This window comes from Cellulosimicrobium marinum, assembly GCF_020551945.1.
Taxonomy (GTDB): domain Bacteria; phylum Actinomycetota; class Actinomycetes; order Actinomycetales; family Cellulomonadaceae; genus Cellulosimicrobium; species Cellulosimicrobium marinum.
Genome location: NZ_JAJBZH010000002.1, coordinates 379,437 through 403,061 on the forward strand (window position 1 = coordinate 379,437; position 23,625 = coordinate 403,061).

A 23,625-nucleotide genomic window follows, 5' to 3' on the forward strand; every position below is an offset into this window, starting at 1 on the left:
GCCGAGAACGAGGTTGCTGCCGTCATCGGGCGGATGACGGCAGCAACCTCGTGGTCGACGCGGATCGTCCTCGTGCTCGTCAGCGACCGCGCGGGAAGCCGACCCGGACGAGGTGACCGTCGGGCGGCCCCTCCTCGCCCGGCAGCACGTTCGTCGTCGCCAGCAGACCCGTGCTCGTCCACTCGAGCGCACCCGGCAGCGCCGTCTCGACGACCGTGCGCGGCCCGGACGACGTCGCCTGCGAGATCCTGCCCCCGAACATCTCGGCGACGTAGACCGTGCCCGTCGGGGACACGGCGACGCCGGTCGCGGAGACGAACCCGGACGCGACCTTGCGCACCTTCCCGGACCACGGGTCGACCGTGTACACGGCGCCGCGGGCACCGAGGCTCGCGTCCTCCGGCCCGCCCGGCAGGGTCGACACGTAGAGCTGGCCCCACGGCCCGACCTCGACGTCCGTCGGGACAGCCTCGAACCAGTACGTCTCGCCGACCACGCAGTCCGGCCAGCCGATGCCCGCCGCGGCCTCGGCCGTGACGACCGCGGGCTGCGCCGGCAGCACCGCGAGCGTGCGGGCCTTGCCGAACGGGCTCACGGACAGCAGCGTGTTCGTGCCCGCGTCGGCGACGAACGTCGTGCCCAGCAGGCTCGCCGTCGCGTAGGGGTGGGAGTCGACGATGCCCGTGTACAGCGGCGAGATCGGGCCCCCCGCGGGCACCTGTGCGACGCAGGCCGGGTCGGTGTCGCGCAGCCCGTAGGTCGTCTTCCCGTCGGGGTTGTGCTTCTGCTCGTAGGCGTACGTGTCGAGGACGAGGCGTGGTGCGCCGCTCGGCGCGCCCTTCTTGTCGAGCCGCAGCGTGTGGACGGACGAGCCCGTGATGCCCGTCTCGTCGCTCTCCGTCTCGGTGAACGTGAGGGTGCGCAGCCCGTCGAACGACACGCCGCCCACCTCCGCCCCGTTCGCCGAGCCGTACAGGACGGACTGCTCGCCGTCACGGTCCACCGCGGTGAGGAGACCGGCGAAGTTCTGCGTGACGTACGTGGTCCCGTGCCAGCCCGCGGCGAGGCTCAGGGGGCCGACGAGGCCGCCCGTGAGGTCCGTGACGGCGGGCGGTCGGGGGTCGGGCTTGCCCCCGCCGTGCGCGACGGCGGGGGTGGCGGCCAGCAGCAGCGACGTCGCCGCTGCGGCCAGGACGGTGGGAACGCGTCTCATGGGGTGTGCTCCAAGGTCCGGCGTGGCCCGACACCCGCGGGGGACCGCCCGTCGTGCGGGCGCGCGAGGTCCGGGCGAGAGGTGAGGGTGTCGTCGGGCCGGACGACGGAGGCGCGCGGCGACGGTGCGGCGCGTGCCGTGTGCCGGCTGGGTGCCGGCGGCGGAGAGCGTGGGAGGAACCTGTGGCCCGCCGGTGAGCGCGCGAGCCCTCCTGAGTGTGCACCCGGCGGCCGGGCCCGCGCCAGATCCCGGGCCCGGCCGCAGCGGGTGATTCTCAGCGCACCGCGACGTCGACCCACACGAGACGGTGGTCGCTGCTCGGGAACGGGAACACGCCGGTCAGGCGCGAGAGCGGGTCGGCCTGCACGGGCCAGAACACCCCGGCGTCGCGCACGCGCAGGTCGCGCGAGGGCAGCACGTAGTCGGCGCGCAAGTTCCCCGGGGCGGTGTCCGCGAAGTCGGCGGTGTCGTACCGCGGGTCGCCGACGTGCGTCGCGTTCGCCCCGCCCTGCAGCGCGGCCGCCTCGACCCCGCCGCGCGACGACGGCCGCGGGTCGGTGATCGCGCGGTGGTCCAGGAGCTGGTCGATCGCGGCGTCGACGGAGTCCCCGTCGAGCGGGTCCGCGTTCTGGTCACCCACCACGACGAACGACGCACCGGGTCGCAGACCGCCGCGGTGCCCCTCGTCGTCGTACACGTACCGGGACGTCTTCCCGGGCGTGACGTAGTCCGCCCAGAAGCGGATCTCGTCGTGGTTCCGCAGCCCGTTGCGGTCCTCCGGACCGTCGAACGTCGGCGGGGTGGGGTGCGACGCGAGCACGTGCACGGTCTCGCGGCCCACGCGCACGGGGACGTCCCAGTGCGACTTGCTCGACAGCCGCACCACCTCCAGCTCCTCGGGCGTGAACCAGTCCGCGGGCTCGGGCGTCGTCGGGTCGTCGGGGAGCAGCGCGCCGGGCATGTCCTTCCACAGGAACTCCTGGAAGGTGCGGACGTCACGCGTGTCGATCGGGTACCGCGACAGCACGGCCATGCCGTACTGGCCCTCGAACAGCCCGAACCCGAACGCGTCGTCCCCGCCGCCCACCGTCCCGTCGTCGTTGAGGTCGAACCCGCTCGGGATGCCGGTGTTCGACGGCGCGACGTACGCGTACCGGTACTCGATCGGCGTCGCCCCGCCCTGGGGGACCTCGAGGTAGTTCTCGCGGAACAGGTCGACGGCACGCCCGTCCGGGACGTAGTCGAACTCGTTGAGCAGCACCACGTCCGGGCGCGTGCGCTGCAGCACCTCCGCGATCGTCGCGGCCTGCGCGTCGTCGCCCGTCGACAGGTCGGCCTCCAGCTCGCCCGACGCCGCGCGGTTGAGGCTCGCGTTGTACGTCGCCACGCGCAGCGTCTCGCCCCGTCCGTTCCCGTGGCCACCTCCATGCCCGTGGCCACCTCCGTGCCCACGGCCGCGGTCGCCGTCGTGCCCTGTCCCGTGCCCCTTCCCGTTCCCGCGGTCGTCGTGCGCGACGGCGACCCCCGCCGTCGCGCCGACCGCGCCCAGGGCGAGGGTCGCCGCCAGTGCCGCCGCCAGGGCGGACCCGACGGCCGTGCGGGCCGGGCGGGGGAGGGTCGAGGTCGTGCGCTCGGTGCGTCGTCGTGCGGTCACGGTGTGCTCCTCGTCGTCGGGGACGTCCGCTCCCAACCTAGGAGCGCCCTGTGCGGGAGGGAAGGGCCGGGAGGCGAACCTCCGGCGAACGGTGCGGTGACCGTCGAGCGCTGCACCTCGGGCCGAGCGATGCACTCCCCGGTGCAGCACTCGGCCCGGAGTGCAGCTCTCGACGCCTGCGGCGGTGCCCTTGCGCGGCGTCCGCGACCAGACCGAGAGTGAAGGACGGGACCGCAGGCGCACCACCAGGAGGCGACCATGACCGACGGCACCGCACGCACCTACCCGCACGGTGTCCCGAGCTGGGTCGACACCGAGCGCACCGACGTCGACGGCGCCGTCGCGTTCTACCGTGCCCTGTTCGGCTGGGAGACCGACGAGCGGGCGACCGGCGAGCCCGGGCGCCGGTACGTCGTCGGGACGCTCGGCGGGCAGGACGTCGCCGCGATCTGCTCGCCCGGCGTCCGGCCCGGCGACGGCACGCCGGCCTGGACCACCTACGTCTCCGTCGACGACGTCGACTCCACGACCCGCGGCGTCGAGGACGTCGGCGGCACCGTCCTGGCGCACCCCACGACGCTCGGCACCCAGGGCCGTGTCGCGGTGGTGCGCGACCCCCACGGCGCCACCTGCGGACTCGTGCAGGCCGACGACGCGCGCGGCGCCCAGCGCGTCAACGAGCCCGGCACGTGGAACGTCAGCGTCCTCCACACCCCCGACCCGGAGCGCGCCCTGCACTTCTACGGACCGCTCCTCGGCTGGGAGGTCAGCCCGGACCTCGGCGCGGGCATGGTGCGCGTCCCCGGCTACGGCGACCACCTCGCCCGCACCGTCGACCCAGGGATCCACGAGCGCCAGGCGTTCGCACCGCCCGGCTTCGCGGACGTCGTCGCGGGGATCGTGCCCGACGCCGGCCCCGCCCGCTTCACCGTGACGTTCGCCGTCGCGGACCGGGACGAGAGCGTCGCGCGCGCCCTCGCCGCCGGTGCCGTCGTCGTGTCGACCACGGAGGACGAGTGGACGCGCGACGCCGTCGTCCGCGACCCGCAGGGCGTCGAGCTCACCCTCTCCCAGTTTGCCCCGCAGGCCTGACCCGCCCCGGCCGGGCGGTCGGCCGCGCGGACGCGTTCGCGCGACGCCGCCGCCGTGCGCCAGGATGAGCGCCGTGTTCGTCGTGACCCGCACCCCCCACGAGGTCCTCGTCTCGCGCCTGCGCGCCGCAGGAGTCGAGATCGGCATGATCGGCCCCGCCGACGACCGCGGCTGGCTCGTCGCCGACGTCGAGCCGCCCGAGCCCGCGGAGGGCGGCACGCGCCGCACCCCCGCCGACGTCGCCGCGGCGCTCGCCGCCGTCGACCGCGTCGCCGACGCCCCCTGGGTCGTCGCGCTCGACACCTGGACCGACGACCTGCCCGACGTCGTCGAAGGCCTCCTCGCCGCACGCACCGCACCCGGGGTCGAGCCCGTCGTCGCACGGTGGAGCCACCCCGTCTTCCAGGACACCACCGGCACCGCCCCGACCGCGCAGGACCGCCGCGACGTCCCCGACGCCGCCGACCTCGTCGACGACCCCGCCGACCTGCTCGCCGCCCTCGACGCGCTGCTCGGCCTGCGCGACGACCCGGCCACCGCCACCGAGACGCTCCTCGCCCTCGACACCGTGGACAGGTTCCCCCAGGTGCTCGACGAGATCACCGTCCTCCCGGTCAACGACCCGCCCGCCCCCACCGCGGGCGTGCACGTCGCCCGCACCGACCCCGCCCTCGTCCGCGCGGCCCTGCGCCACGGCACCCGCTCCTGGGTGCGCGTCCCCGCCGAGCGCACGAGCGTCGTCGTGCACGAACGCCTCCCCGTGCCGCCCGACGCCGAACCCGGCGACGAGGCGGTCGCAGCCGTCGTCGCCGAGCACCGCGTACGGACGCGCCTCGCGGGCGCGCTGCGGGACGGCGAGGCCGTGCTCGGGCTCATGCGCTCCGGCGACGCCACCACCTGGACGCTCGCCGTCCCCGGGAACGACCAGCGGTTCGGCAACTGGGACACCGGCTGGACGTTCCTCGACGAGCAGGCCGGCCGGGACGGCGCCTACGACGCGCTCGTCCACGCGTTCGGCGAGCCCCTGCAGCCCGTGCGACTGCGCGCCCTGCTCGACGCCACGACCTGGGACGGTGACCCCGCCGCCGAGCTCGTCCACCAGCTCCGCCTCCCCGACGAGGCCCTCGAGGCCCTCGACGACCCCGACCGGTTCCGCCACGGCGCGCAGGAGGTCGTCGGGCTCGCCGACGGCGAGGGCCTCGCCCCCGCCGACCGCGCGGCGCTCGAGGCACGTGCCCCGCGTCGCACGGCAGGTCAGGTCGTGCGCGACGTCGCGCTCCTCCTCGCCGGGACCGCGCTCGCCCTGCTCGGGCTCGGCACGTTCCTCACCCAGGGCGGCCTCGTCGGCGTGGAGGGCGAACCCTGGTGGACGTTCCCCGTCGGGTTCGCAGGCGCCGTCCTCGCGTTCATCGGCGGGGGAGCGCTCCTCGCCGCGCGCGGCCGGCGCCGTCGGTTCGTCGACGGCTGAACCACCTCCCGAGGGCCGCCGAGCCGGCCCCCGCCGGGCACGGTCCCGGACACGGGCGAGGGCCCGGCGCGACACGTCGCACCAGGCCCTCGCGACACCCGCGACCAGCGCGGGAGCCGACTCAGCAGGACAGGTTCGCACCCGTCGTCGTGCCGAGGATCTGCGTGAACCGCTGGAACGCGTTGATGCGCGACTGCACCTGCGCCGGGTTGCCCCCGTTGCACTCCAGCGTCCCGTTGATCGACCGGATGGTCTCGCCGAACCCGGCACCGTTCACGATCGCCTGGTGACCCGTCATCGTCCCCGGACCGGACTGCGTGTTCCAGTACCAGAGCGCCGTCTTCCACGCGACGGCCGGGTCCGTCTCCACCAGGTACGGGTTGTTCAGCAGGTCGATGCCCAGAGCGTCACCCGCCGCCTTGTAGTTGTAGTTCCAGCTCAGCTGGATCGGGCCCTTGCCGTAGTACGCGCTCTGGCCCGCCGGGCAGCCGTACGGCTGGTTCCGGTCGCAGTAGTGCGGGTAGTTCGCCGTGTTGATCTCCTTCACGTACACCAGGCCACCCGTCTCGTGGTTGATGTTCGCCAGGAACGCCGCCGCCTCACGCTTCGCGACCTCCGGGCCGCCCGCGCTCGCGAACTCCGGGTACGCCGACAGCGCCGCGACCAGACCGTCGTACGTGTAGAACGGGTTCCGGTTCGGGAACATCTGCTCGAACTGCGCACGGCTCACCACGAAGCTGCCGCTCACCGGCGGGTCGGTCGGCGGGTCCGTCGGCGTCGTCCCGCCACCGCACGCACCCTCGGAGCGCCACACGCCCCACTGACCGGTCGACCCGGGCGTCTCGCCCTGCGTCCACCAGCCGGCCTTCCAGTTCTGGCCACCGTGGGACACGACGGCGCCGCCCACGTACACGCTGCTCGCGCTCCACGCGGCCGCGCACGCCGCAGCCGCACGAGCCGGGGCAGCAGTCGTCACGGCGAGCGCCGCTGCCAGCGCCAGCACGATCGCCAGCAGTGTGGCGACAGGACGGGAGACACGGGCCGGCAGGTGCGCGGCACGCGTCGTCTCAACGGGGGAGTGCATCGGTGCACCTTTCGTCAGGATTCGGGTCACCCCGAGCCTGAGCCGCCCGCCCGCGATGGACAACCCCCGTACGGGGAACCCCTCACCCCGTACGGCCGGGGTAGAACCGTGGTCTGCCGAGGTAGAGCCGTGGTTGCGCGAGGTAGAACTGTGGTTGCGCGAAGTGGAACCGTGGTCGGGTCGGGTCGGGTCGGGTCGGGTCGGGTCGGGTCGGGTCGGGGCTGGTCGGGCGGCGGCCGTGCCGGGTCGACCATCCGCGCCGCTCGTCCCTCGCGTCGCTCCCGCCAGACCCGCCACGACCCGGCACGGCCGCCGCCCGACCAACCCCGGTGTCGCTGCCGCCAGACCCGCCACGACCCGGCACGGACGCCGCCCGACCAACCCCGGTGTCGCTGCCGCCAGACCCGCCACGACCCGGTGTCGCTGCCGCCCATCCCGCGCGGGCGACGTCGAGCACGACCCTGCTCGCTGTCGATGACGACGTTGCTGTCGTTCTCGCCGCGATAACGACAGCAAGGTCGTGTTCGGCGCTGGCTCGGGCCGACGGCGCGGGGCGGGCGGTTGGGTGTCCGACGCCGGTCGGCGGGTCAGCAGGTGAGGTGGTCGCCGGTGGTGGTGCCGAGGATCTCGACGTAGCGGCGGAACAGGCGGACGCGGTTGTTCATCTGGCGGGGGTTGCCGCCCTCGCACTCCAGGGGGCCGTTGATCGCGCGGATCGTCTCGGCGAAGCCGTGCTCGCCGACGATCGCGTCGTGGCACGTCATGGCGGCGGTGCCGGGCTGGGTGTTCCAGTACCAGAGCGCGGTCTGCCAGGCGACGGTCGGGTCGGTCTCGACGAGCTCGGGGTGCGTGAGCAGGTCGATGCCGAGGGCCTCGCCGGCGGCGCGGTAGTTGAAGTTCCAGCTGAGCTGGATGGGGCCCCGACCGTAGTAGGCGTCTTGGCCGGCGGGGCACCCGTAGGGCTGCGACGGGTCGCAGTAGTGCGAGTAGTTGTCCGTGTTCACCTCGACGACGTGGACGAGCCCGTGCGTCTCGTGGCTGACGTTCGCGAGGAACGCCGCGGCCTCACGACGTGCGACCCGGTCGCCGCCGGTCGTCGCGAACGCCGGGTACGCGGCCGTCGCGGCGACGAGGCCGGCGTACGTGTAGAAGTCGTCCCGCTCGGGGAACATGGCCTCGAACTGCTGCTCGCTCACCACGAAGGCCGGGGTCGTCTCGCTCATGGGTCGTCCACCTCTCCTCGACACGCCGCTGCGGTGCGGCGTCACCACCCTAGGCGGTTCGTCAGGAGGCCTGCGTAATGCGCCCGGATGCCACGGATCGCGCGTCGTGCGACTCTGCGAGCAACAAGGCCCACGAACGACGAGGCCGGCGAGCACCGTGAGCCGCGAGCAACCGGGAGGGCGCGTGGGCGTGGCACCACCCGACACCCAGGAGCTGCCGAAGCGCCGGGTGTACGTCATCTTCGGCGCGCTCATGCTCGCCATGCTGCTCGCCGCGCTCGACCAGACGATCGTCGCGACGGCGCTGCCGACGATCGTGTCCGACCTCGGCGGGGCGGAGCACCTGTCGTGGGTCGTCACGGCGTACATGCTCGCCTCGACCGCGACGACGGTCCTGTGGGGCAAGCTCGGCGACCTCGTCGGCCGCAAGCCGCTGTTCGTGGTGTGCATCCTCGTGTTCCTCGCGGGGTCGATGCTCGCGGGCACGTCGCAGACGATGGGGCAGCTCATCGCGTGGCGGGCCGTGCAGGGCGTCGGCGGCGGCGGGCTGATGGTGCTGGCGCAGGCGATCGTGGGCGACGTCGTCTCCCCGCGCGAGCGCGGCCGGTACCAGGGGTTCTTCGGTGCCGTGTTCGGCGTGTCCTCCGTCGCGGGGCCGCTGCTGGGCGGGTTCTTCGTCGACAACCTCGACTGGCGGTGGGTCTTCTACATCAACGTGCCGATCGGTGCCGTCGCGCTGGTGACGGTCCTCGCGGTGCTGCCGCGCATCGCCGCGACGAAGCACCCGCGCATCGACTACGCGGGGATCGTGCTGCTCGGCGTGATCGCGACGTGCATCGTCCTCGTGACGAGCCTGGGCGGCACGACGTGGGGGTGGGGTTCCGTCCAGGTGTGGGGCCTGTCGGCGCTCGCGGTCCTCGCGCTCGTCGCGTTCGTGCTCGTGGAGCAGCGGGCGCCGGAGCCGGTGCTGCCGTTGCGCCTGTTCCGCAACCGCGTGTTCTCGACCGCGGCGGTCATCGGGTTCGCGGTGGGGTTCGCGATGTTCGGCGCGATCACCTACCTGCCGCTGTACCTGCAGCAGGTCAAGGGGTCGAGCCCGACGGCGTCCGGCCTGGAGATGACGCCGATGATGCTGGGGCTGCTGCTGACGTCGATCGGTTCGGGGCAGATCATCTCCCGCACCGGCCGGTACAAGGTCTTCCCGATCCTCGGGACGGCGACCACGTCGGTGGGTCTCTACCTGCTCTCGCTCATGGGTCGCGACACGTCGACCCTCCAGGCGGGCCTGAGCATGTTCGTGCTGGGTCTCGGCCTGGGCATGGTCACGCAGGTGCTGGTCCTCGCGGTGCAGAACGCGGTGGAGTACCGCGACCTCGGGACGGGGACGTCGGGCGCCACGTTCTTCCGCACGATCGGCTCGTCCGTCGGCGTCGCGGTGTTCGGCACGATCTTCGCGAACCGTCTCGCGGCGAACCTGTTCGACGGCGTCCCGGCCGACGCGCAGGGCCCGTGCGGTCCCGAGGCGCTCGCCGCGTCGTCGAACACGCTGGCGCAGTGCCCGCCGGACGTGCAGGACTGGTTCCTCGACGCGTTCGCGGCCTCGCTCCAGACGGTGTTCGCGTGGGCGGTGCCGGTCGCCCTGCTCGCGTTCGTCCTCGCGTGGTTCCTGCCGGAGACCACGCTGCGCACGACGTCGCGCGACGCGCCGCAGCCCGACGCGGCCGAGGCCGCGGGCCACGCCGCGGGCGAGGCGTTCGCGCTGCCGTCGAGCCGCACGTCCCTGGAGGAGCTGCGCCTGGTCCTGTGGCGGCGTGTGGGTGCGCGCGACCCGCTGGCCGTCTACCGGCGGGTCGCGGGCGACGTCGGGCTCGACCCGGGCCAGGCGTGGATGCTCACGCGCGTGTCGCTCAAGCGGGCGCGGTCCGTCGGCACCATGGCCGAACGGTCCGGCCGGCCGCGCGAGCGCGTGCTCGACGTCGCGCGCTCGCTCGCGGAGCGCGGGCTCGTCTCCCTGGACGACGACACGGTGACGCCCACCGCCGCGGGGGACGACGTCGCCGAGGCGCTCCGGGCCGCCGAACGTTCCCGCCTCGCGCGGTACGTCGAGGGGTGGGAGCACGAGCCGGACGTCGACGAGGTCGTGCGGCGGCTCACCGACGACCTGCTGACGGACCCCGTGCACGACGCCTGACGGCGACCTGTCAGGCGGACGCGGTCCCGTCAGGCGGACGCCGTGGCCTCCCGTGCGGCGGGGACGGTCGCGGGTCGTGCCGCGACGGACCCGTGCCCGGCGACGTCGAGGCCGGCCTCGACGACCCGTGCGCGGCCGTCGGTCACCTCGACGGTCGACACGGACGCGTTCGGCAGCGCGACGAGGCGCGAGGGGTCGATCGTGGCGAGGTACGCGCCGAGGGTGAGGCCGTGCCCGACGACGAGCACCTCCCGGTCCTGCCCCGCACCGGGGGAGGTGGCGTCGTCGTGCGCCGCGACGATCCTCGCGAAGGCGGCACGTACGCGGGTCATGAACGCGGCGCCGGACTCGCCGCCGCCGACGCCGGGGTGGGTGCCCGCCAGCACGGCCGGGATCACCTCCGCCCAGGGCTCCACGGCTTCGAGCTCGTGCTCGGGGCGGCGCTCGTACGTCCCGAAGGACAGCTCGCGCAGGTCGTGGTCGACGCTCAGGGCGAGGTCGGGGTGGTGCCGCAGCAGCTCCATCGCCGTGAGGACCGCGCGGCCCTGCGGCGAGCAGTACACGGCGCCGAAGTCGCGCCGCGCGAGGTGCTGCGCGGTGACGCGGACGCCGGCGCGGCCGGTGCGGGTGAGGGGGGAGTCGCACGCGCCCTGGAGGTGGCGGCGCGCGTTGAGGACGGTCTGCCCGTGTCGCACGAGCGTGAGCGTGAGGGTCATCGTCGGTGTGCCCTTCCGGTGGTCCCGGGTCTCGCAGGTCGGTCGTGACGCTAGCGGGGCGAGGTGGCCGTGTGGCGTCCGGCAGGCGTCGGCGAGCCGTCGGGCAGGGGACGGGCAGGGGTCGGGTCGGTGGACTGCTCGCGCGGGGGCGGCCAGGGCTCCTGCCCGGGCGCGGCGTCGGGCACGACGGTCCCGGCGCGCCCGTGCACGAGCAGCGTGGCGAGGGCGACGAGCCAGCCGGTGGTGATGCCCCACGCGAGGCTCTCCTGCACGGGCGGCAGCACCTGGGCGAGGTCGGGACCGGCCAGGCTCCCGACGGTGTCCAGCCGGTCGGCCACGGTCCGTGCCGCGGTCGCGGTCGCCGCCCCGGCGACGCACGTGAACCACACGGCGAGACCGAGGGCGGCGCGCCCCGTCGCGGGCGGCAGCCGCCGGGCGGCGAGCGCCACGAGCACGCCCACGACGAGCGCGAGGACGCCCGCCCATGCGAGCTCGAGCGGCGTGCCGAGCACGTCCGCCGGACGCGCGCCCCACCGCATCGCCGGGGCGACCCCGACGCTGCGGGGCAGGTCGAGCACGCCCCGCGCCGCGGCGTCGTGCACGAGCGTGCCCACGAGGCCGACGACCGCCCACAGCACGACGGCGCCCGCCACCGCGGTGAGCGTCGCCGGCAGGACGCGCACGCGCGGCAGGGCGCGGGCGTGGCGCGACCCCGCGGGGTCGTCGCGCCGGTCGGTGAGGGCGAGGGTGACGACGACGGCGAGCCCGACGACCCACCCGTTCACCAGGCCCCAGTACCCGTCGACGAGCGAGTGGAGGAGCGTCGACGTGCGCTCGGCCGTCCACGGCAGCGCAGCCCCCGCGAACCAGCGGGCGGCGCCCGCGAGCGCCGAGGCCGCGACGACGCAGAACCACACGCCGAGGAACGCGGCCCACCGGCCCGTCCACAGGGGCAGGCGCCGCACGGCGAGGGAGGTGCCGGCCGCGACGACCGCGCCCGCGAGGAGCGCCGTGAGCACCGCGGCGCCGGTGAGCGGCTCGCCGCCGAGGACGAGGCCCGTCGGGTGCGGCAGCACGACACGGACGACGGCGCTGTGCACGAGGTACGTCGCGTGGGCGTGGACCCAGTCGGCGGCCTGCCCGGTCGCGAGCCACAGCACCGTGGTGAGCAGACCGGCGACGACGACGGCGGGGACGGTCCTCGATGACGGCATCCTGCGAGGGTAGTGGTCGCGACGTCCGCGGTGGCACGGGGTCCGGGTTGCGTTCCGTGGACGGGGTCGGGTAGACATCTTCCCAGGTCACGAGCGACCGGCGAGACGCCCTCCGCGTGCCGGTCCGGCAACCGCGCCCCTCGCGCACGGTGCCCCAGGAGGAAGACCGGCCCCGGCCCACCGGCCGTGGGACGTGCGAGGTCGACGTCCGGCTCACAGGCGTTGCTCGCGCACCGGGACGCCGAGGCCGAGGGGCTGGCGCGGCCCTACCCTGGCGGCCATGTCGAGACACGCGCCGACCGCCACCGCCGCCGACCTCGCCGCCGCTGTGGGGCAGCGCCTCGAGCAGACGCCGTACCGCCTCGTCGACCCGCAGCCCGACGGGTTCACGATGGTGATCGACCTCGCCGACGCCCGGTGGTGGGGCGCGCTCTCCCGCAGCGGGCTGCGGGAGACCTACGCGTTCGTCGTGCGGCTCGAGCCCGACGGGCCGGGCTACACGATCCTCGAGCAGCGCCGGGCGGTCGAGTGGACGGTCGGCGCGCACGGGCCCCAGCCGCGGCTCGGCGGAGTGCTGTCCGCGCACCGGTTCGACGGCACGACCTGGACGTGGACGGCGAAGATCCGCGTCGGGCTCGACGACGAGGGGCGGGCGCGCGCCGTCGTCGCCTACGCGTTCACCCCGCTCCACGGCCGGAAGATCATCCGTGAGGCGGCGAAGAGCCTCGGCCTGCGCCTGCGGCTCAACACCCAGTCGAAGATCGGGCTCGTCGCGGCGATCTTCGGCGGGGTCGTGGCGGTCGGCGGGGTCGTGGTCGCGGTCGTCGCGGCGACGTCGGGCGCCTGACCGGCGGGGACCGCTCAGTTCGCGCCGCGACGAACGTCTACCGTGCGGAGCCCGGGGGTCGGGCCCGACCACGAGGAGGCAGCGATGAGCGAGCGCACCACCCACACCCTGGACGTGCCCGGCGCCGTCCTCACCTACGACGTCCTGACGCCCTCGGCGGCGGGTGACGCGCCGCCGCTCGTCGTCATGGGGTCGCCCATGGCGGCGTCGGGGTTCGCGCAGCTCGCGGAGCTGTTCGACGACCGCACCCTCGTCCTCTACGACCCGCGCGGCACCGAGCGCAGCACCCTCGAACCGGGCGGCGAGGTGACGATGCCGGGGCACGCGGACGACCTGCACCGGGTCGTCGACGCCGTCGGGCTCGGCCCGGTCGACGTGTTCGGGTCGAGCGGCGGCGGGATCGTCGGGCTGTCGTGGATCGAGCAGCACCCGCAGGACGTGCGGACGTTCGTCTCGCACGAGCCGCCCCTGACGGCGCTGCTCGAGGACCGCGAGGTGGCCGACGCCGTCGAGCTCGACATCGTCGCCACCTACCACCGCGAGGGGTCCGGTCCGGCGATGGCGAAGTTCATCGCACTGGTGAGCCATGTGGGCCCGCTCCCCGCGGACTACCTGGAGCGCCCAGCGCCCGACCCGGCCATGTTCGGGCTCCCCGCCGAGGACGACGGCTCGCGCGACGACCTGCTCCTCGGGCACAACCTCGCCGCCCAGCCGCTCTACGCGCCCGACCTCGACGCGCTGCGGGCCTCCGGTGTGCGGATCGTGCCCGCCGTCAGCGCGACGGGCGAGGGCACGCTCGCCTGGCGGGGCGGCGTCGCGCTCGCGCAGGCCCTCGGCGTCGAGCCGGAGGTCTTCCCCGGCGACCACGGCGGCTTCATGGTCAGCGACTGGTCGCCCGACAACGACCCGGCGGCGTTCGCGAAGACGCTGCGCGAGGTGCTCGCGGGCTGACCGCGAGATCGGCGGACACGGTCGAGGTCGGCGGAGCGGTTCCGCCGATCTCAGTCGTGTCCGCCGATCTCAGTCGTGCCCGCCGACCTCGGGCGCCGCTCAGGGTTCCGTGGTGCCGTACTCCGGGCGGGAGAACGCGAGCACGACGCCGAGCCCGCCCCGACCGGCCAGGCGCGCCCGGTCCTCGGGGTGGTCGAGCAGGTGCTGCAGCACGAGCGCGACGGCGCCCGGGTCGGCCACGACGACGGCGTCCGGCTCCGGGGGCGCGGCCGGCAGCCGGGTCTGCAGGAGGTCGTCGTCGCCGTCCGCGTGACGGGGGCGGGCGCCGTCGTGCAGCGCGACGCGCAGGACGGGACGGCGCTCGCCCGGCGCGACCTCGACGTGCGCGACGTCCTCCCAGCGCACGACGACGCGGCGCACCTCGGGGCCGTCGACCGGCAGCTCGATCTCGTGCGGCCGGAGCACGACGGCGCGGCGGAGCGGTGCGCGGACGTAGACGACCGCCCCGGAGCCGAACGCGAGCGCCGTGACGCCGGCGAGGAGCGCGACGACGCCCTCGTCGGCGCGCAGCCCCCACACGCCCGCCCACACCGCCCCGCCCGTGCAGGCGAGCAGGATCAGCAGGACGGAGAGGAAGTCGAGGACGGGGGTCAGGCGCTCGCGGCCGCGGACGCCGCCGTGGACGCGCGCCCAGACCATGGAGGGGCGGTGGGCGGGTCGCGGACCGGGGGGCACGGGTCCAGTGTCCCGGACCCGTGGTCCGTGTCGGCCCGGCGGGCGGACGACGGGGTGGCGACCGGCCAGGGCGCGCAGGCGTGGCAGTCGAGATCTGAGTATTGACAGCAGTCTTTTGCCTGATCACGACAGAACTTTCGCCTCACAGTTGACACCTAGGTTGTCCTGCGGTGTCATAGACCCCAGTTGCCCCTGGAACCCACCAGGGGACCCGGACGGTGGCGCGGGGGAGCTCACCGGACGGGCCGACTGCCGGGCGCGCACAGCAGCGTGGACCGGCGGGCCACCGTGGCCCCGACCTCGCCCCGCGGCACGACGTCGTGCCGTCGCGACGAGCCCCGAAGTACCCGAAGCCTGCGGGAGACCCTCCCGCGTGCTGCGCCGCGCCCTTTCGGCCCGGGGTCCGATACCCCGGTGTCCGCTCGACCCGTGACGTGGCACCGATCGCCACGGCGCGCCCGCGCGCCGGGGCTGTTCGGCGCGCGTCCGTCCGGAAGGAGTCCCATGAGCGAGCCGACGACCAGCCCGGTCTCGTCACCGCTGTCCCGCCGTTCCCTGCTGATCGGAGCCGGCGTCGTCGCCGCCGCACCTGCCGCAGCGCTCGTCCTCGGCGCCGGGGGCAGCGTCGCCGCGCCCGCGAACGCCGCCGTCCCGGCCGCCGCCGGCGACGTCCGTCGCATCACGATGTACGCCGAGCGCATCGACGCGAGGACCGTCGGCTACGGGCTGGAGCCCGGCAAGGCGACCGTCCCCGGCCCCGTCCTCGAGATGTGGGAGGGCGAGACGCTCGAGATCACGCTCGTCAACACCACGGACCAGCGCCTGTCCATCCACCCGCACGGCGTCAACTACGACGTCAACAGCGACGGCAGCCCCTTCAACGACTCGTTCAACGAGCCCGGGGAGACGCGCACCTACATCTGGTCGACCACGAAGATGAAGCGCGACCGCGGCATCTGGATGCCCGGCAGCGCCGGGTACTGGCACTACCACGACCACGCGTGGGGCGAGCACGGCACGCCCGGCATCGCGGCGGGCCTGTACGGCGCGCTCGTCGTGCGCCGCGTCGGCGACGTGCTGCCGCAGAAGCAGTTCACCGTCGTGTTCAACGACATGCTCATCAACAACAAGGCCGCGCCCGACACCCCGATGTTCGAGGCGAAGCTGGGCGAGCGGGTCGAGTTCATCTGCATCGGCCACGGCAACACGTTCCACACGTTCCACCTCCACGCCCACCGGTGGGCGAACAACCGCACGGGCCTGCTCGACGGCGAGTTCGACGTGAGCCAGGTGGTGGACAACCGCGACCTCAACCCGGGCGACTCGTTCGGGTTCCAGGTCGTCGCGGGCCTCGGCGTCGGGCCGGGTGCGTGGATGTACCACTGCCACGTCCAGTTCCACGCCGACGGCGGGATGGCGGGCATCTTCCTCGTCCGCAACGCCGACGGCAGCATGCCGCCCGGCGCGCAGGCGTCGATCGACCGGTTCAAGGGCCACGCGCACACGACGTCCACCGAGCAGCCCGCGGCGTCCGACACCGCGGGACACGCCGGGCACTGAGGCCCCACGACCACCTCGTTCCGCGCCCGGGCACCGTCCGGGCGTGCCGCACCGATGACGAAGGAGTTGGAGAGTGCTGTCCAGACGAGCTCTGACCACGAGAAGAGGGCGCTCCCGACCGGGAGCGCTGACGACGATGGCCGTGGGGCTGACGGGCGCCGCGCTCGTCGTCGGCACGGCCGTCGTCCCGGCCACCGCCCAGCCCGCGCCCGCCGCGTCGACACCGCTCACGACGGCGCCGCTCGCCGCCGCGACCGGGGCGAAGGACGCGCGCGTGCTGGTGTTCCACGGCGCGCCCGACGAGCAGACCGACCCGGTCGTCGACGCCACCGCCGCCCTGCGTGAGCTCGGCGCGGCCAACGGGTTCGACGTCGAGGCGTCGTCCGACCCCGCGGTGTTCAGCGAGGCGTCGCTGGGCGACTACCGGGGTGTCGTCATGCTGTCCGCCGAGGGCATCGAGCTCGGCGCCGCGCAGGAGGCGGCGCTGAAGGACTACGTCAACGACGGCGGTGGGTTCCTGGGCGTGCGCGACGCCGCGCGTGCCCAGGAGACGTCGCAGTGGTTCGGGGGCCTGGTGGGCGCCCGGATCGCGGGGGCGACGCGGGTCGCGGAGCCGGTGGCGGAGGCGACCGGCACCGGGCGTAGCCCGTCGGCCGAGACCCCGCCCATGGCCGTCGACGGCGACCCGGGCACGAAGTGGCTGACGTTCGCCCGCACGGGGACGCTCACGCTGCGCATGGAGGAGCCGGTCGCGCTCGTCGAGTACAGCCTGACGTCGGCGAACGACTCCCCGGGGCGCGACCCGAGGAACTGGACGATCCAGGGCTCGAACGACGGCGAGACGTGGACCGACGTCGACGCGCGCACCGACCAGACGTTCTCGCAGCGCTTCCAGCCGCGCACGTTCGAGGTCGGCAGCACGACGGAGTACGGCTGGTACCGCCTCGTCGTCTCCGCGAACTCGGGCGACGCCGAGGTCCAGCTCGCCGAGCTCTCCCTGTTCGGCCCGGACTCCGTCGAGCAGCCCGACCCGGAGATCCCGCTCGAGGAGCGGACGGTCGACGTGGTCGACCGCCAGCACCCGGCGTCGGCGGACCTGCCGCTCACGTGGGACCGCGAGGACCGGTGGCTCGACTGGGCCGACGACCCCGCGGGCGACGTGCACACGGTCGCGACGCTCGAGCCCGGCCCGGACGCCGGCCCGACGACATCGCCGTTCCAGCCGGTGTCGTGGTGCCGTGACTACGACGGCGGCCGCTCGTTCTACACCGGCATGGGCGGCACCGAGGAGAGCTGGGCGGACCCGACGTTCCGCGAGCACCTCCTCGGGGCGCTGCAGTGGACGACCGGCGTGGTGCGCGGCGACTGCCAGGCCACCATCGCGTCGAACTACACCGCGGAGCGCCTGTCGGCGGTCAACACGCAGGGACAGCTCGACCAGAACGGCGAGCCGCACGGCCTGACGATCGCGCCCGACGGCACGGTCTTCTACATCGGTCGCGGCGCGTGCGCCACGGGCCCGATCCCGTCGTGGGACGACCCCGACGTGGGCCTGGGCTGCGGCACGATCCACCAGTGGGACCCGGAGACGGGTGACGTCACGCTCCTCACGACGCTCGACGTCATGGGCAACCGCGGCAGCGGCTCGGAGCTCGTGAAGAACGAGGAGGGCCTGCTCGGCATCGTGCCCGACCCGAACTTCGCGGAGAACCACTGGCTGTACGCCTACTGGATGCCGCACGAGTCGATCGACACCGAGCGTCGCGTGGGCTACCGCACGGTCTCCCGGTTCACCTACGACCCGGAGGGCCCGAGCATCGACCAGAGCACGCGCGTCGACCTGCTCGAGTGGGAGACGCAGATCCACAGCTGCTGCCACGCGGGCGGCGGCATGGCGTTCGACGACGAGGGCAACCTCTACATCGGCTCCGGCGACAGCAACTCGTCCGGCGGCTCGAACGGGTACTCCGGCAACAACTGGACGCAGGAGTACGCGGGCATCTCGTTCCAGGACGCGCGCCGCACGTCGGGCAACACGAACGACCTCAACGGGAAGATCATCCGGATCCACCCGGAGGACGACGGGACGTACACGATCCCCGAGGGCAACCTGTTCCCCGAGGGTGAGTACGAGGCCGGCAAGACGCGGCCCGAGATCTACGTGATGGGCGTGCGCAACATCTCGCGCCTGCAGATCGACGCGGACACGGACTGGCTCACCGCAGGGTGGGTCGGGCCCGACGCCGGGTCGCCGAGCCCCGAGCTCGGCCCGGCGAAGTACGAGACCGCGACGATCATCACGTCCGCGGGCAACCAGGGGTGGCCCTACTGCATGGGCAACCGTCAGCCGTACCGCGACCGCAGCAACGAGGACGCGAGCGTCCTCACCGACTGGTACGACTGCGACGACCTGAAGAACACGTCGCCCCGCAACACGGGCCTCGTGGACATCCCGCCGGCGCGCGACAACATGATCTGGTACTCGCCGTCGGGCGGCGGGCCGGTGTTCCCGGACCGCGGCGACGGCATCCCGACGTACGAGGACGACGAGGCGACCTACACCATCCCGTGGCTGCGGGGCGGTGGCCAGGCCGTCATGTCCGGCCCCACCTACCGTCAGTCGCAGGTGGACCCGGAGTCCGAGGTCGCATGGCCGTCCTACTGGGAGGGCAAGTGGTTCATCGGTGACCAGTCGAACGCGAACAACCGTGTCGCGGTGACGGTCGACCCCGAGACCGTGGACGAGGCCGGTGCGCCGGTGTTCATGGAGGACCTGCGTCACATCATCCCGGGCGGTCGCGGCGACGGGCTGCTGCAGAGCTGGATGGACGCGAAGTTCGGTCCCGACGGCGCGCTGTACCTGCTCGACTACGCGGGCGGCTTCTTCAGCCTCGACCCGAACCAGAAGCTCATGCGGATCACGTACCAGGGCGGCGCCCCGACGCCCGCCCCGGCCGCGACCGCGACGAGCATCCAGGGCGACCCGCTCGCCGTGCAGTTCACGGGCGAGCGCTCCGGCGGCGTCTCCTACCTGTGGGAGTTCGGCGACGGCGCGACGTCCCGGCAGGCCAACCCGGTCCACCGGTACCCGCGCGTCAAGTCGTACGAGGCGACGCTGACCGTCACGTACGCGGACGGCTCGAAGGCGACGGTCACGGTCGACGGCTCGCCGACCTGCACGCTGCCCGACGAGCGCGACACCGTGTTCTTCGGCGACGTGGACTCGCGGGTCGAGAACCTCGACCTCGGGGCCTGCACGATGAACGACCTGTTCCAGGACGAGAAGGAGTGGCGCACGCACGCGCGGTTCCTGTCCCACGTGACCTCGGTCGCGACGGGTCTGTACAACGACAGCCGGATCGACGAGCGCGAGCGTGAGCGGCTGATCGACGCCGCGGCGCGGTCGCAGATCGGCGTGGACCCGGGCGGGTACCGCACGATCTTCGACGGCACCGAGGACTCGCTGTACGACTGGTTCCAGGCACCCGGGGGCGAGTTCACCCTCGAGCCTGGCGGGTCGCTGCGGTCGAAGGGCGGGCTCGGGATGCTCTGGTACGCGGGCGAGGAGCTCGGGGACTTCTCCGTGAAGCTGCTCTACCGCGACGTGTCGCCGGGCACCCACCACGCCAACAGCGGCGTGTTCACCCGGTTCCCCGACCCGGAGGACCCGGGCGACCACGAGTGCGCCGAGGGCCAGTCCCCGGCGTGGGTCGCGATCTCGTGCGGGCACGAGATCCAGATCTACGACGGCCCCACGGGCGAGCCGCAGAAGACGGGCTCCGTCTACAACTTCGACCCGCTCGGCCTGAACACGGGTGGCGAGAAGCCCAAGGGGGAGTGGAACGAGTACGAGATCCGCGTCGTGGGTCAGCAGTACACGATCATCCGCAACGGCGTCGTGATCAACGAGTGGGAGAACGCGCCCGGCCAGGAGTCGTCGCGCGCGGGCGACCCGCCGACCGACCTGCGCCAGTTCGACAGCGGGTTCATCGGGCTGCAGAACCACGGGAACTCGGACCTCATCGAGTTCCGCGACATCCGGGTGGCCGACCTCTAGCCACCGCACCGGCCCGGCGGGGGCGACGCACGTCGCCCCCGCCGGACCGGCCCCGCCGCGTCGCGCGGCACCCCCGGCGGGCACCGCCCGCACCCCTAGACCGTCACCGCACGATCCCTGCACATCGACGAGGAGTGCACACCCATGGAACGACGAACCGGCCCGGGCGACGCCCGACGCCACCGCGCCCGGCGCCTCACGGCCGCCGTGGTCGCGGGACTCACCGCCGCGACGGTCGTCTCCGTCGCCCCCGCGACGGCGACGACGCCGACCGCCCCCGCGGCCGCCGTCGGGCAGCCCGCGGCCCCCGCCGCCCAGGTCGCCGCGGAACAGGTGCTCACCTGGACCGCCGACAACAGCGTCAGCGACTACCTGGAGTTCCCCGCGACGGCGACCGCCGGCCCGGCGACGATCGTGTTCGAAACGTCGCTCGCGACGGGGAACACGTTCGGCATGAGCCACACGCTGACGTTCGACACGTCCACGCCGGGCTACAACCACGACGTCGACCTCAACATCCTCGCCAGCCCGTTCGACGCGAACGGCGGGCTGCACGAGGCCGAGGTCGTCCTCACGCCCGGCACGTACCGCTACTTCTGCGCCATCCCCGGCCACGGGGAGATGTGGGGCGAGCTCGTCGTCACCGACGACGGCGGCGGCGAGGACACCACCGCGCCGTCGGTCACCGCGCAGGTGACGGGCGAGCAGGACGACGACGGCGCGTACGTGGGCGGCGCGACCGTCACCCTCGCCGCGACGGACGACGGCTCCGGCGTCGCGGGCGTCGAGTACGACCTCGACGGCGCGGGCTGGACGGCGTACGACGAGCCGTTCGTCGTCGACGCCGTGGGCGAGCACTCGCTGCAGTTCCGCGCGACCGACCAGGCGGGCAACACGTCCGAGCCGCAGACCGCGACGTTCACCGTGGTCGAGGGCGACGTCGTCGAGGACACCACCGCCCCCGTCGTCGAGCCGATGGTCATGGGCGAGCAGGACGAGGACGGCGCCTACGTCGGCACCGCCGCGTTCATGCTGCACGCGCACGACGAGGAGGGCGGCTCCGGGGTCGCGTCCGTCGAGTACCAGGTGGGCGACCAGTGGCTCCCGTACACGACGACCGTGCCGTTCACCGAGCCGGGTGAGCACACCGTCTCCTACCGCGCGACGGACAACGCGGGCAACGTGTCCGAGGTCGGCTCCGTGACGTTCACCGTCGTGGAGGACGGCGAGGACGACACCACCGCGCCGACCGTGACCGCCGAGGTCAGCGGCACCCAGGACGAGAACGGCGCGTTCGTGGGCTCCGCCACCGCGACCCTCACCGCGACCGACGACGCGTCCGGCGTCGAGTCCGTCGAGTACGACCTCGACGGCGCCGGCTGGACCGGGTACACCGGGCCCGTCGTGGTCGACGAGCCCGGCGAGCACACGCTCGTCTACCGGGCCACCGACGCCGCGGGCAACGTCTCCGAGGAGACCGTCACCACGTTCACCGTGGTCGAGGAGGACACCGGCGACACCACCGCACCGACGGTCGGCACCGAGATCAGCGGCACCCAGGACGAGGACGGCGCCTACGTCGGCTCCGCGTCCGTCATGGTCACCGCGACCGACGACGGATCCGGCGTCGCGTCCGTCGAGTACGACCTCGACGGGGCCGGCTGGACCGAGTACACCGAGGCCGTCGTCGTCGACGAGCCCGGCCGGCACACCCTCGCGTACCGCGCGACCGACGAGGCGGGCAACGTCTCCGAGGCCGCGACCGTCACGTTCGACGTCGTCGAGGCCGACGGGAGCGACGTCGTCGCCCCCGACGTCCAGCACCGCGTCTACGGGCAGCGCAACGACGCGGGCGAGTACCTCGGCCCGGCGTTCCTGCGGCTGCGCGCGACCGACGCCGACTCCGGTGTCGCGTCGGTCGAGTACCAGGTCGACGGCGGCGAGTGGACCGCGTACGCGGGGCAGATCACGCTGCGCAGCCCCGGTGCGCACACCGTGACCTACCGGGCGACCGACGTCGCCGGGAACGTGTCCGCACCGGTGAGCGTCGTCGTCGTGCTCGAGGGCGGCGAGACCGGCGACACCGAGGGCCCCGAGGTCACCGCGGGGGTCGGCGGCAGCCGGACGCGCGACGGCGAGTACGTCACCCGCGCGACCGTCACCCTGACGGCCGTCGACGAGGAGTCCGGCGTCGACCGCACGGAGTTCCAGGTCGACGACGGCACGTGGCAGCGCTACGCCGCCCCGTTCGTCATCGCGGCCGACGGCGAGCACGTGGTGCGCTACCGCGCCGTCGACGGCGCGGGCAACGTGTCGCAGACCGGCGAGGTGACCTTCACGGTCCTCGAGCTGCGCCGCGACCGCTGCCCGGGCTCCGACGTGCGACCCACCGTGGTCATCGACGGCCACGACAGCACCGTCGAGAACTTCGACGACGGCGAGGGCTGCACCGTCAACGACCACATCGCCGAGGACGACGAGTACTTCACGCACCGCGAGTTCGTGGACCACGTGAGCCTCGTCACCGAGGACCTCGTGTGGGACGGCGTGCTCGTCGAGTCCGAGCGCGAGCTCATCATCACCGCGGCGGAGCTGTCGGACATCGGTCGCTGACACCCGCCTCCCGCCGAGCACGAGGTTGATGTCGTCCTGAGCTCGATGACGACATCAACCTCGTGCTCGTCTGCGACCAGGCTCGTGGTCGGCCGACGGGTCGAGACGCCCTGATAGCATCACCTATCAGGAGGTGGTCGCGGTGGTGGAGTCGGGCGTCGAGGCGGCGTTCCGTCAGTACCTGGGGGCCCTCGGGGACCGGGCGGAACACCTGCGCCACGAGGCGCGCACCACCCTCGAACGGGGAGCCCGCCAGGCAGCCGACCTCGGGTGGAGCCAGCGGCGCATCGCCGACGCGATCGGCAGGAGCCAGCCGGAGGTCAAACGCCTGCTCGACCGGGCGACCGCGTCCGACGAAGCCCCTCCGGGTCGCACCCGCGACCACCTGTCGGTGCTCGACGAGGTCCTCGGGCTCCGCCGCGACGCGATCGTCGACACCGCGGCGCGGCACGGGGTACGGAACGTCCGCGTCTTCGGGTCCGTGGCGTCGGGCACCGAGACCGCCGACTCGGACGTCGACCTGCTCGTCGACCTCGACGACGGGGTCGGGCTCATGCGCCTCGGGGCGTTGGAGGTCGAGCTCGAAGCCCTTCTCGGCCGCCCCGTCGACATCGTGCCGGAGGTCGCGCTCCGGCCCGAGGTCCGCGCGACCGTCACGGCGATCCCGCTGTGAGCCGCGACGACCGTGACCACGCGCGGGAGGCGCTTAGCCATCAGGGCGACGCGGAAGGGCCGCGCCGGGTCGTCGAGAGCACCGCGGGCGTCGCACCGGTCGTCGGCCTGCCCAGCGGCATCGGCAGGCCGGCGACCCGTGCCCTCGTCGCCGCGGGTCTCACGTCGTTGTCCGACGTCGCCCGGCTCACGGACGCGGACCTGCTCGCCCTGCACGGTGTCGGGCCGAAGGCGGTGCGCATCCTGCGCGAGGCGCTCGCCGCTCGTTGACCGACCTCGCGCCCGGCCCCTGCCCGCGAGGTAGTACCGGGGTTCGCGAGGGAGTACCGCAGTTC

The 23,625-nt window shown here is 73.8% G+C and carries 17 protein-coding genes and 1 riboswitch; of the genes, 10 read left to right on the plus strand and 7 right to left on the minus strand.

The genetic code is table 11. From position 1 onward, the window contains the following. Positions 1-79 precede the first annotated feature (79 nt). Together LGQ04_RS05565 and LGQ04_RS05570 are read right to left on the minus strand one after the other, a co-directional pair. Complete coding sequence (locus tag LGQ04_RS05565) at positions 80-1,213, minus strand: ScyD/ScyE family protein (protein ID WP_229242707.1); 1,134 nt, start codon at positions 1,211-1,213, stop codon at positions 80-82. Between the two features lie 274 nt (positions 1,214-1,487). Continuing rightward, positions 1,488-2,867 (minus strand): endonuclease/exonuclease/phosphatase family protein, encoded by a 1,380-nt coding sequence (locus tag LGQ04_RS05570; RefSeq protein WP_372469971.1) that lies wholly within the window; start codon positions 2,865-2,867, stop codon positions 1,488-1,490. A gap of 258 nt (positions 2,868-3,125) precedes the next feature. On the opposite strand from LGQ04_RS05570, the gene LGQ04_RS05575 reads away from it, so the two are divergent. Continuing rightward, entirely contained in the window at positions 3,126-3,959 is an 834-nt protein-coding gene (locus tag LGQ04_RS05575; protein WP_229242708.1) for a VOC family protein, read from the plus strand. A gap of 73 nt (positions 3,960-4,032) precedes the next feature. After that, entirely contained in the window at positions 4,033-5,427 is a 1,395-nt protein-coding gene (locus tag LGQ04_RS05580; protein ID WP_229242709.1) for a hypothetical protein, read from the plus strand. Positions 5,428-5,548: 121 nt separating this feature from the next. Here the strand turns inward: LGQ04_RS05580 and LGQ04_RS05585 are convergent, their stop codons facing one another. Then, the gene (locus LGQ04_RS05585) at positions 5,549-6,511 is read right to left on the minus strand and encodes a glycoside hydrolase family 19 protein (protein WP_229242710.1); all 963 of its coding nucleotides are present in this window, start codon (positions 6,509-6,511) and stop codon (positions 5,549-5,551) included. Between the two features lie 587 nt (positions 6,512-7,098). Continuing rightward, positions 7,099-7,734 carry a chitinase gene (locus LGQ04_RS05590; protein WP_229242711.1) on the minus strand — a complete coding sequence of 212 codons (636 nt, stop codon included), beginning with the start codon at positions 7,732-7,734 and terminating at the stop codon, positions 7,099-7,101. Positions 7,735-7,924: 190 nt separating this feature from the next. Here LGQ04_RS05590 and LGQ04_RS05595 point away from each other — a divergent pair, with 190 nt between their 5' ends. Next, positions 7,925-9,925: an MDR family MFS transporter gene (locus LGQ04_RS05595; RefSeq protein WP_229242712.1), complete on the plus strand. Its 2,001-nt coding sequence runs from the start codon at positions 7,925-7,927 to the stop codon at positions 9,923-9,925. Between the two features lie 29 nt (positions 9,926-9,954). Here LGQ04_RS05595 and LGQ04_RS05600 read toward each other — a convergent pair whose 3' ends face one another. Both LGQ04_RS05600 and LGQ04_RS05605 read right to left on the minus strand, forming a co-directional pair. Further along, positions 9,955-10,641 carry a histidine phosphatase family protein gene (locus LGQ04_RS05600; protein WP_229242713.1) on the minus strand — a complete coding sequence of 229 codons (687 nt, stop codon included), beginning with the start codon at positions 10,639-10,641 and terminating at the stop codon, positions 9,955-9,957. 50 nt (positions 10,642-10,691) lie between these two features. Beyond that, positions 10,692-11,855, minus strand: coding sequence for a hypothetical protein (locus LGQ04_RS05605; protein WP_229242714.1), 1,164 nt, complete (start codon positions 11,853-11,855; stop codon positions 10,692-10,694). 85 nt (positions 11,856-11,940) lie between these two features. Continuing rightward, a riboswitch (SAM riboswitch) is annotated at positions 11,941-12,057 on the plus strand. Between the two features lie 78 nt (positions 12,058-12,135). Between LGQ04_RS05605 and LGQ04_RS05610 the strand changes: the two genes are divergently transcribed. Both LGQ04_RS05610 and LGQ04_RS05615 read left to right on the plus strand, forming a co-directional pair. Further along, a complete protein-coding gene (locus LGQ04_RS05610) occupies positions 12,136-12,702 on the plus strand; it encodes a hypothetical protein (protein WP_229242715.1) in 567 nt (188 codons plus the stop codon). Between the two features lie 84 nt (positions 12,703-12,786). Beyond that, complete coding sequence (locus tag LGQ04_RS05615) at positions 12,787-13,653, plus strand: alpha/beta hydrolase (protein ID WP_229242716.1); 867 nt, start codon at positions 12,787-12,789, stop codon at positions 13,651-13,653. 99 nt (positions 13,654-13,752) lie between these two features. Here the strand turns inward: LGQ04_RS05615 and LGQ04_RS05620 are convergent, their stop codons facing one another. Continuing rightward, positions 13,753-14,388, minus strand: a complete 636-nt coding sequence (locus tag LGQ04_RS05620; RefSeq protein ID WP_229242717.1) for a hypothetical protein — start codon at positions 14,386-14,388, stop codon at positions 13,753-13,755. Between the two features lie 504 nt (positions 14,389-14,892). On the opposite strand from LGQ04_RS05620, the gene LGQ04_RS05625 reads away from it, so the two are divergent. From LGQ04_RS05625 to LGQ04_RS05645, 5 genes are all read left to right on the plus strand, one after another. Next, complete coding sequence (locus LGQ04_RS05625) at positions 14,893-15,948, plus strand: multicopper oxidase domain-containing protein (RefSeq protein WP_229242718.1); 1,056 nt, start codon at positions 14,893-14,895, stop codon at positions 15,946-15,948. Between the two features lie 136 nt (positions 15,949-16,084). After that, positions 16,085-20,005: a ThuA domain-containing protein gene (locus LGQ04_RS05630; RefSeq protein ID WP_372469972.1), complete on the plus strand. Its 3,921-nt coding sequence runs from the start codon at positions 16,085-16,087 to the stop codon at positions 20,003-20,005. Positions 20,006-20,149: 144 nt separating this feature from the next. Next, positions 20,150-22,618, plus strand: coding sequence for an OmpL47-type beta-barrel domain-containing protein (locus LGQ04_RS05635; protein ID WP_229242720.1), 2,469 nt, complete (start codon positions 20,150-20,152; stop codon positions 22,616-22,618). Between the two features lie 133 nt (positions 22,619-22,751). Further along, positions 22,752-23,291, plus strand: coding sequence for a nucleotidyltransferase family protein (locus LGQ04_RS17675; RefSeq protein WP_229242721.1), 540 nt, complete (start codon positions 22,752-22,754; stop codon positions 23,289-23,291). Then, on the plus strand, positions 23,288-23,560 hold the full coding sequence (locus tag LGQ04_RS05645; protein WP_229242722.1) for a helix-hairpin-helix domain-containing protein: 273 nt from the start codon (positions 23,288-23,290) through the stop codon (positions 23,558-23,560). Before LGQ04_RS17675 ends, LGQ04_RS05645 begins: the two co-directional genes overlap by 4 nt. Positions 23,561-23,625: the final 65 nt, after the last annotated feature.

Coding starts and splice junctions, on each gene's coding strand:
- LGQ04_RS05565 (WP_229242707.1), bottom strand. CDS start 1,213: ATGAGACGCGTTCCCACCGTCCTGGCCGCAGCGGCGACGTCGCTGCTG.
- LGQ04_RS05575 (WP_229242708.1), top strand. CDS start 3,126: ATGACCGACGGCACCGCACGCACCTACCCGCACGGTGTCCCGAGCTGG.
- LGQ04_RS05585 (WP_229242710.1), bottom strand. CDS start 6,511: ATGCACTCCCCCGTTGAGACGACGCGTGCCGCGCACCTGCCGGCCCGT.
- LGQ04_RS05590 (WP_229242711.1), bottom strand. CDS start 7,734: ATGAGCGAGACGACCCCGGCCTTCGTGGTGAGCGAGCAGCAGTTCGAG.
- LGQ04_RS05600 (WP_229242713.1), bottom strand. CDS start 10,641: ATGACCCTCACGCTCACGCTCGTGCGACACGGGCAGACCGTCCTCAAC.
- LGQ04_RS05605 (WP_229242714.1), bottom strand. CDS start 11,855: ATGCCGTCATCGAGGACCGTCCCCGCCGTCGTCGTCGCCGGTCTGCTC.
- LGQ04_RS05610 (WP_229242715.1), top strand. CDS start 12,136: ATGTCGAGACACGCGCCGACCGCCACCGCCGCCGACCTCGCCGCCGCT.
- LGQ04_RS05615 (WP_229242716.1), top strand. CDS start 12,787: ATGAGCGAGCGCACCACCCACACCCTGGACGTGCCCGGCGCCGTCCTC.
- LGQ04_RS05625 (WP_229242718.1), top strand. CDS start 14,893: ATGAGCGAGCCGACGACCAGCCCGGTCTCGTCACCGCTGTCCCGCCGT.
- LGQ04_RS05630 (WP_372469972.1), top strand. CDS start 16,085: ATGGCCGTGGGGCTGACGGGCGCCGCGCTCGTCGTCGGCACGGCCGTC.
- LGQ04_RS05635 (WP_229242720.1), top strand. CDS start 20,150: ATGGAACGACGAACCGGCCCGGGCGACGCCCGACGCCACCGCGCCCGG.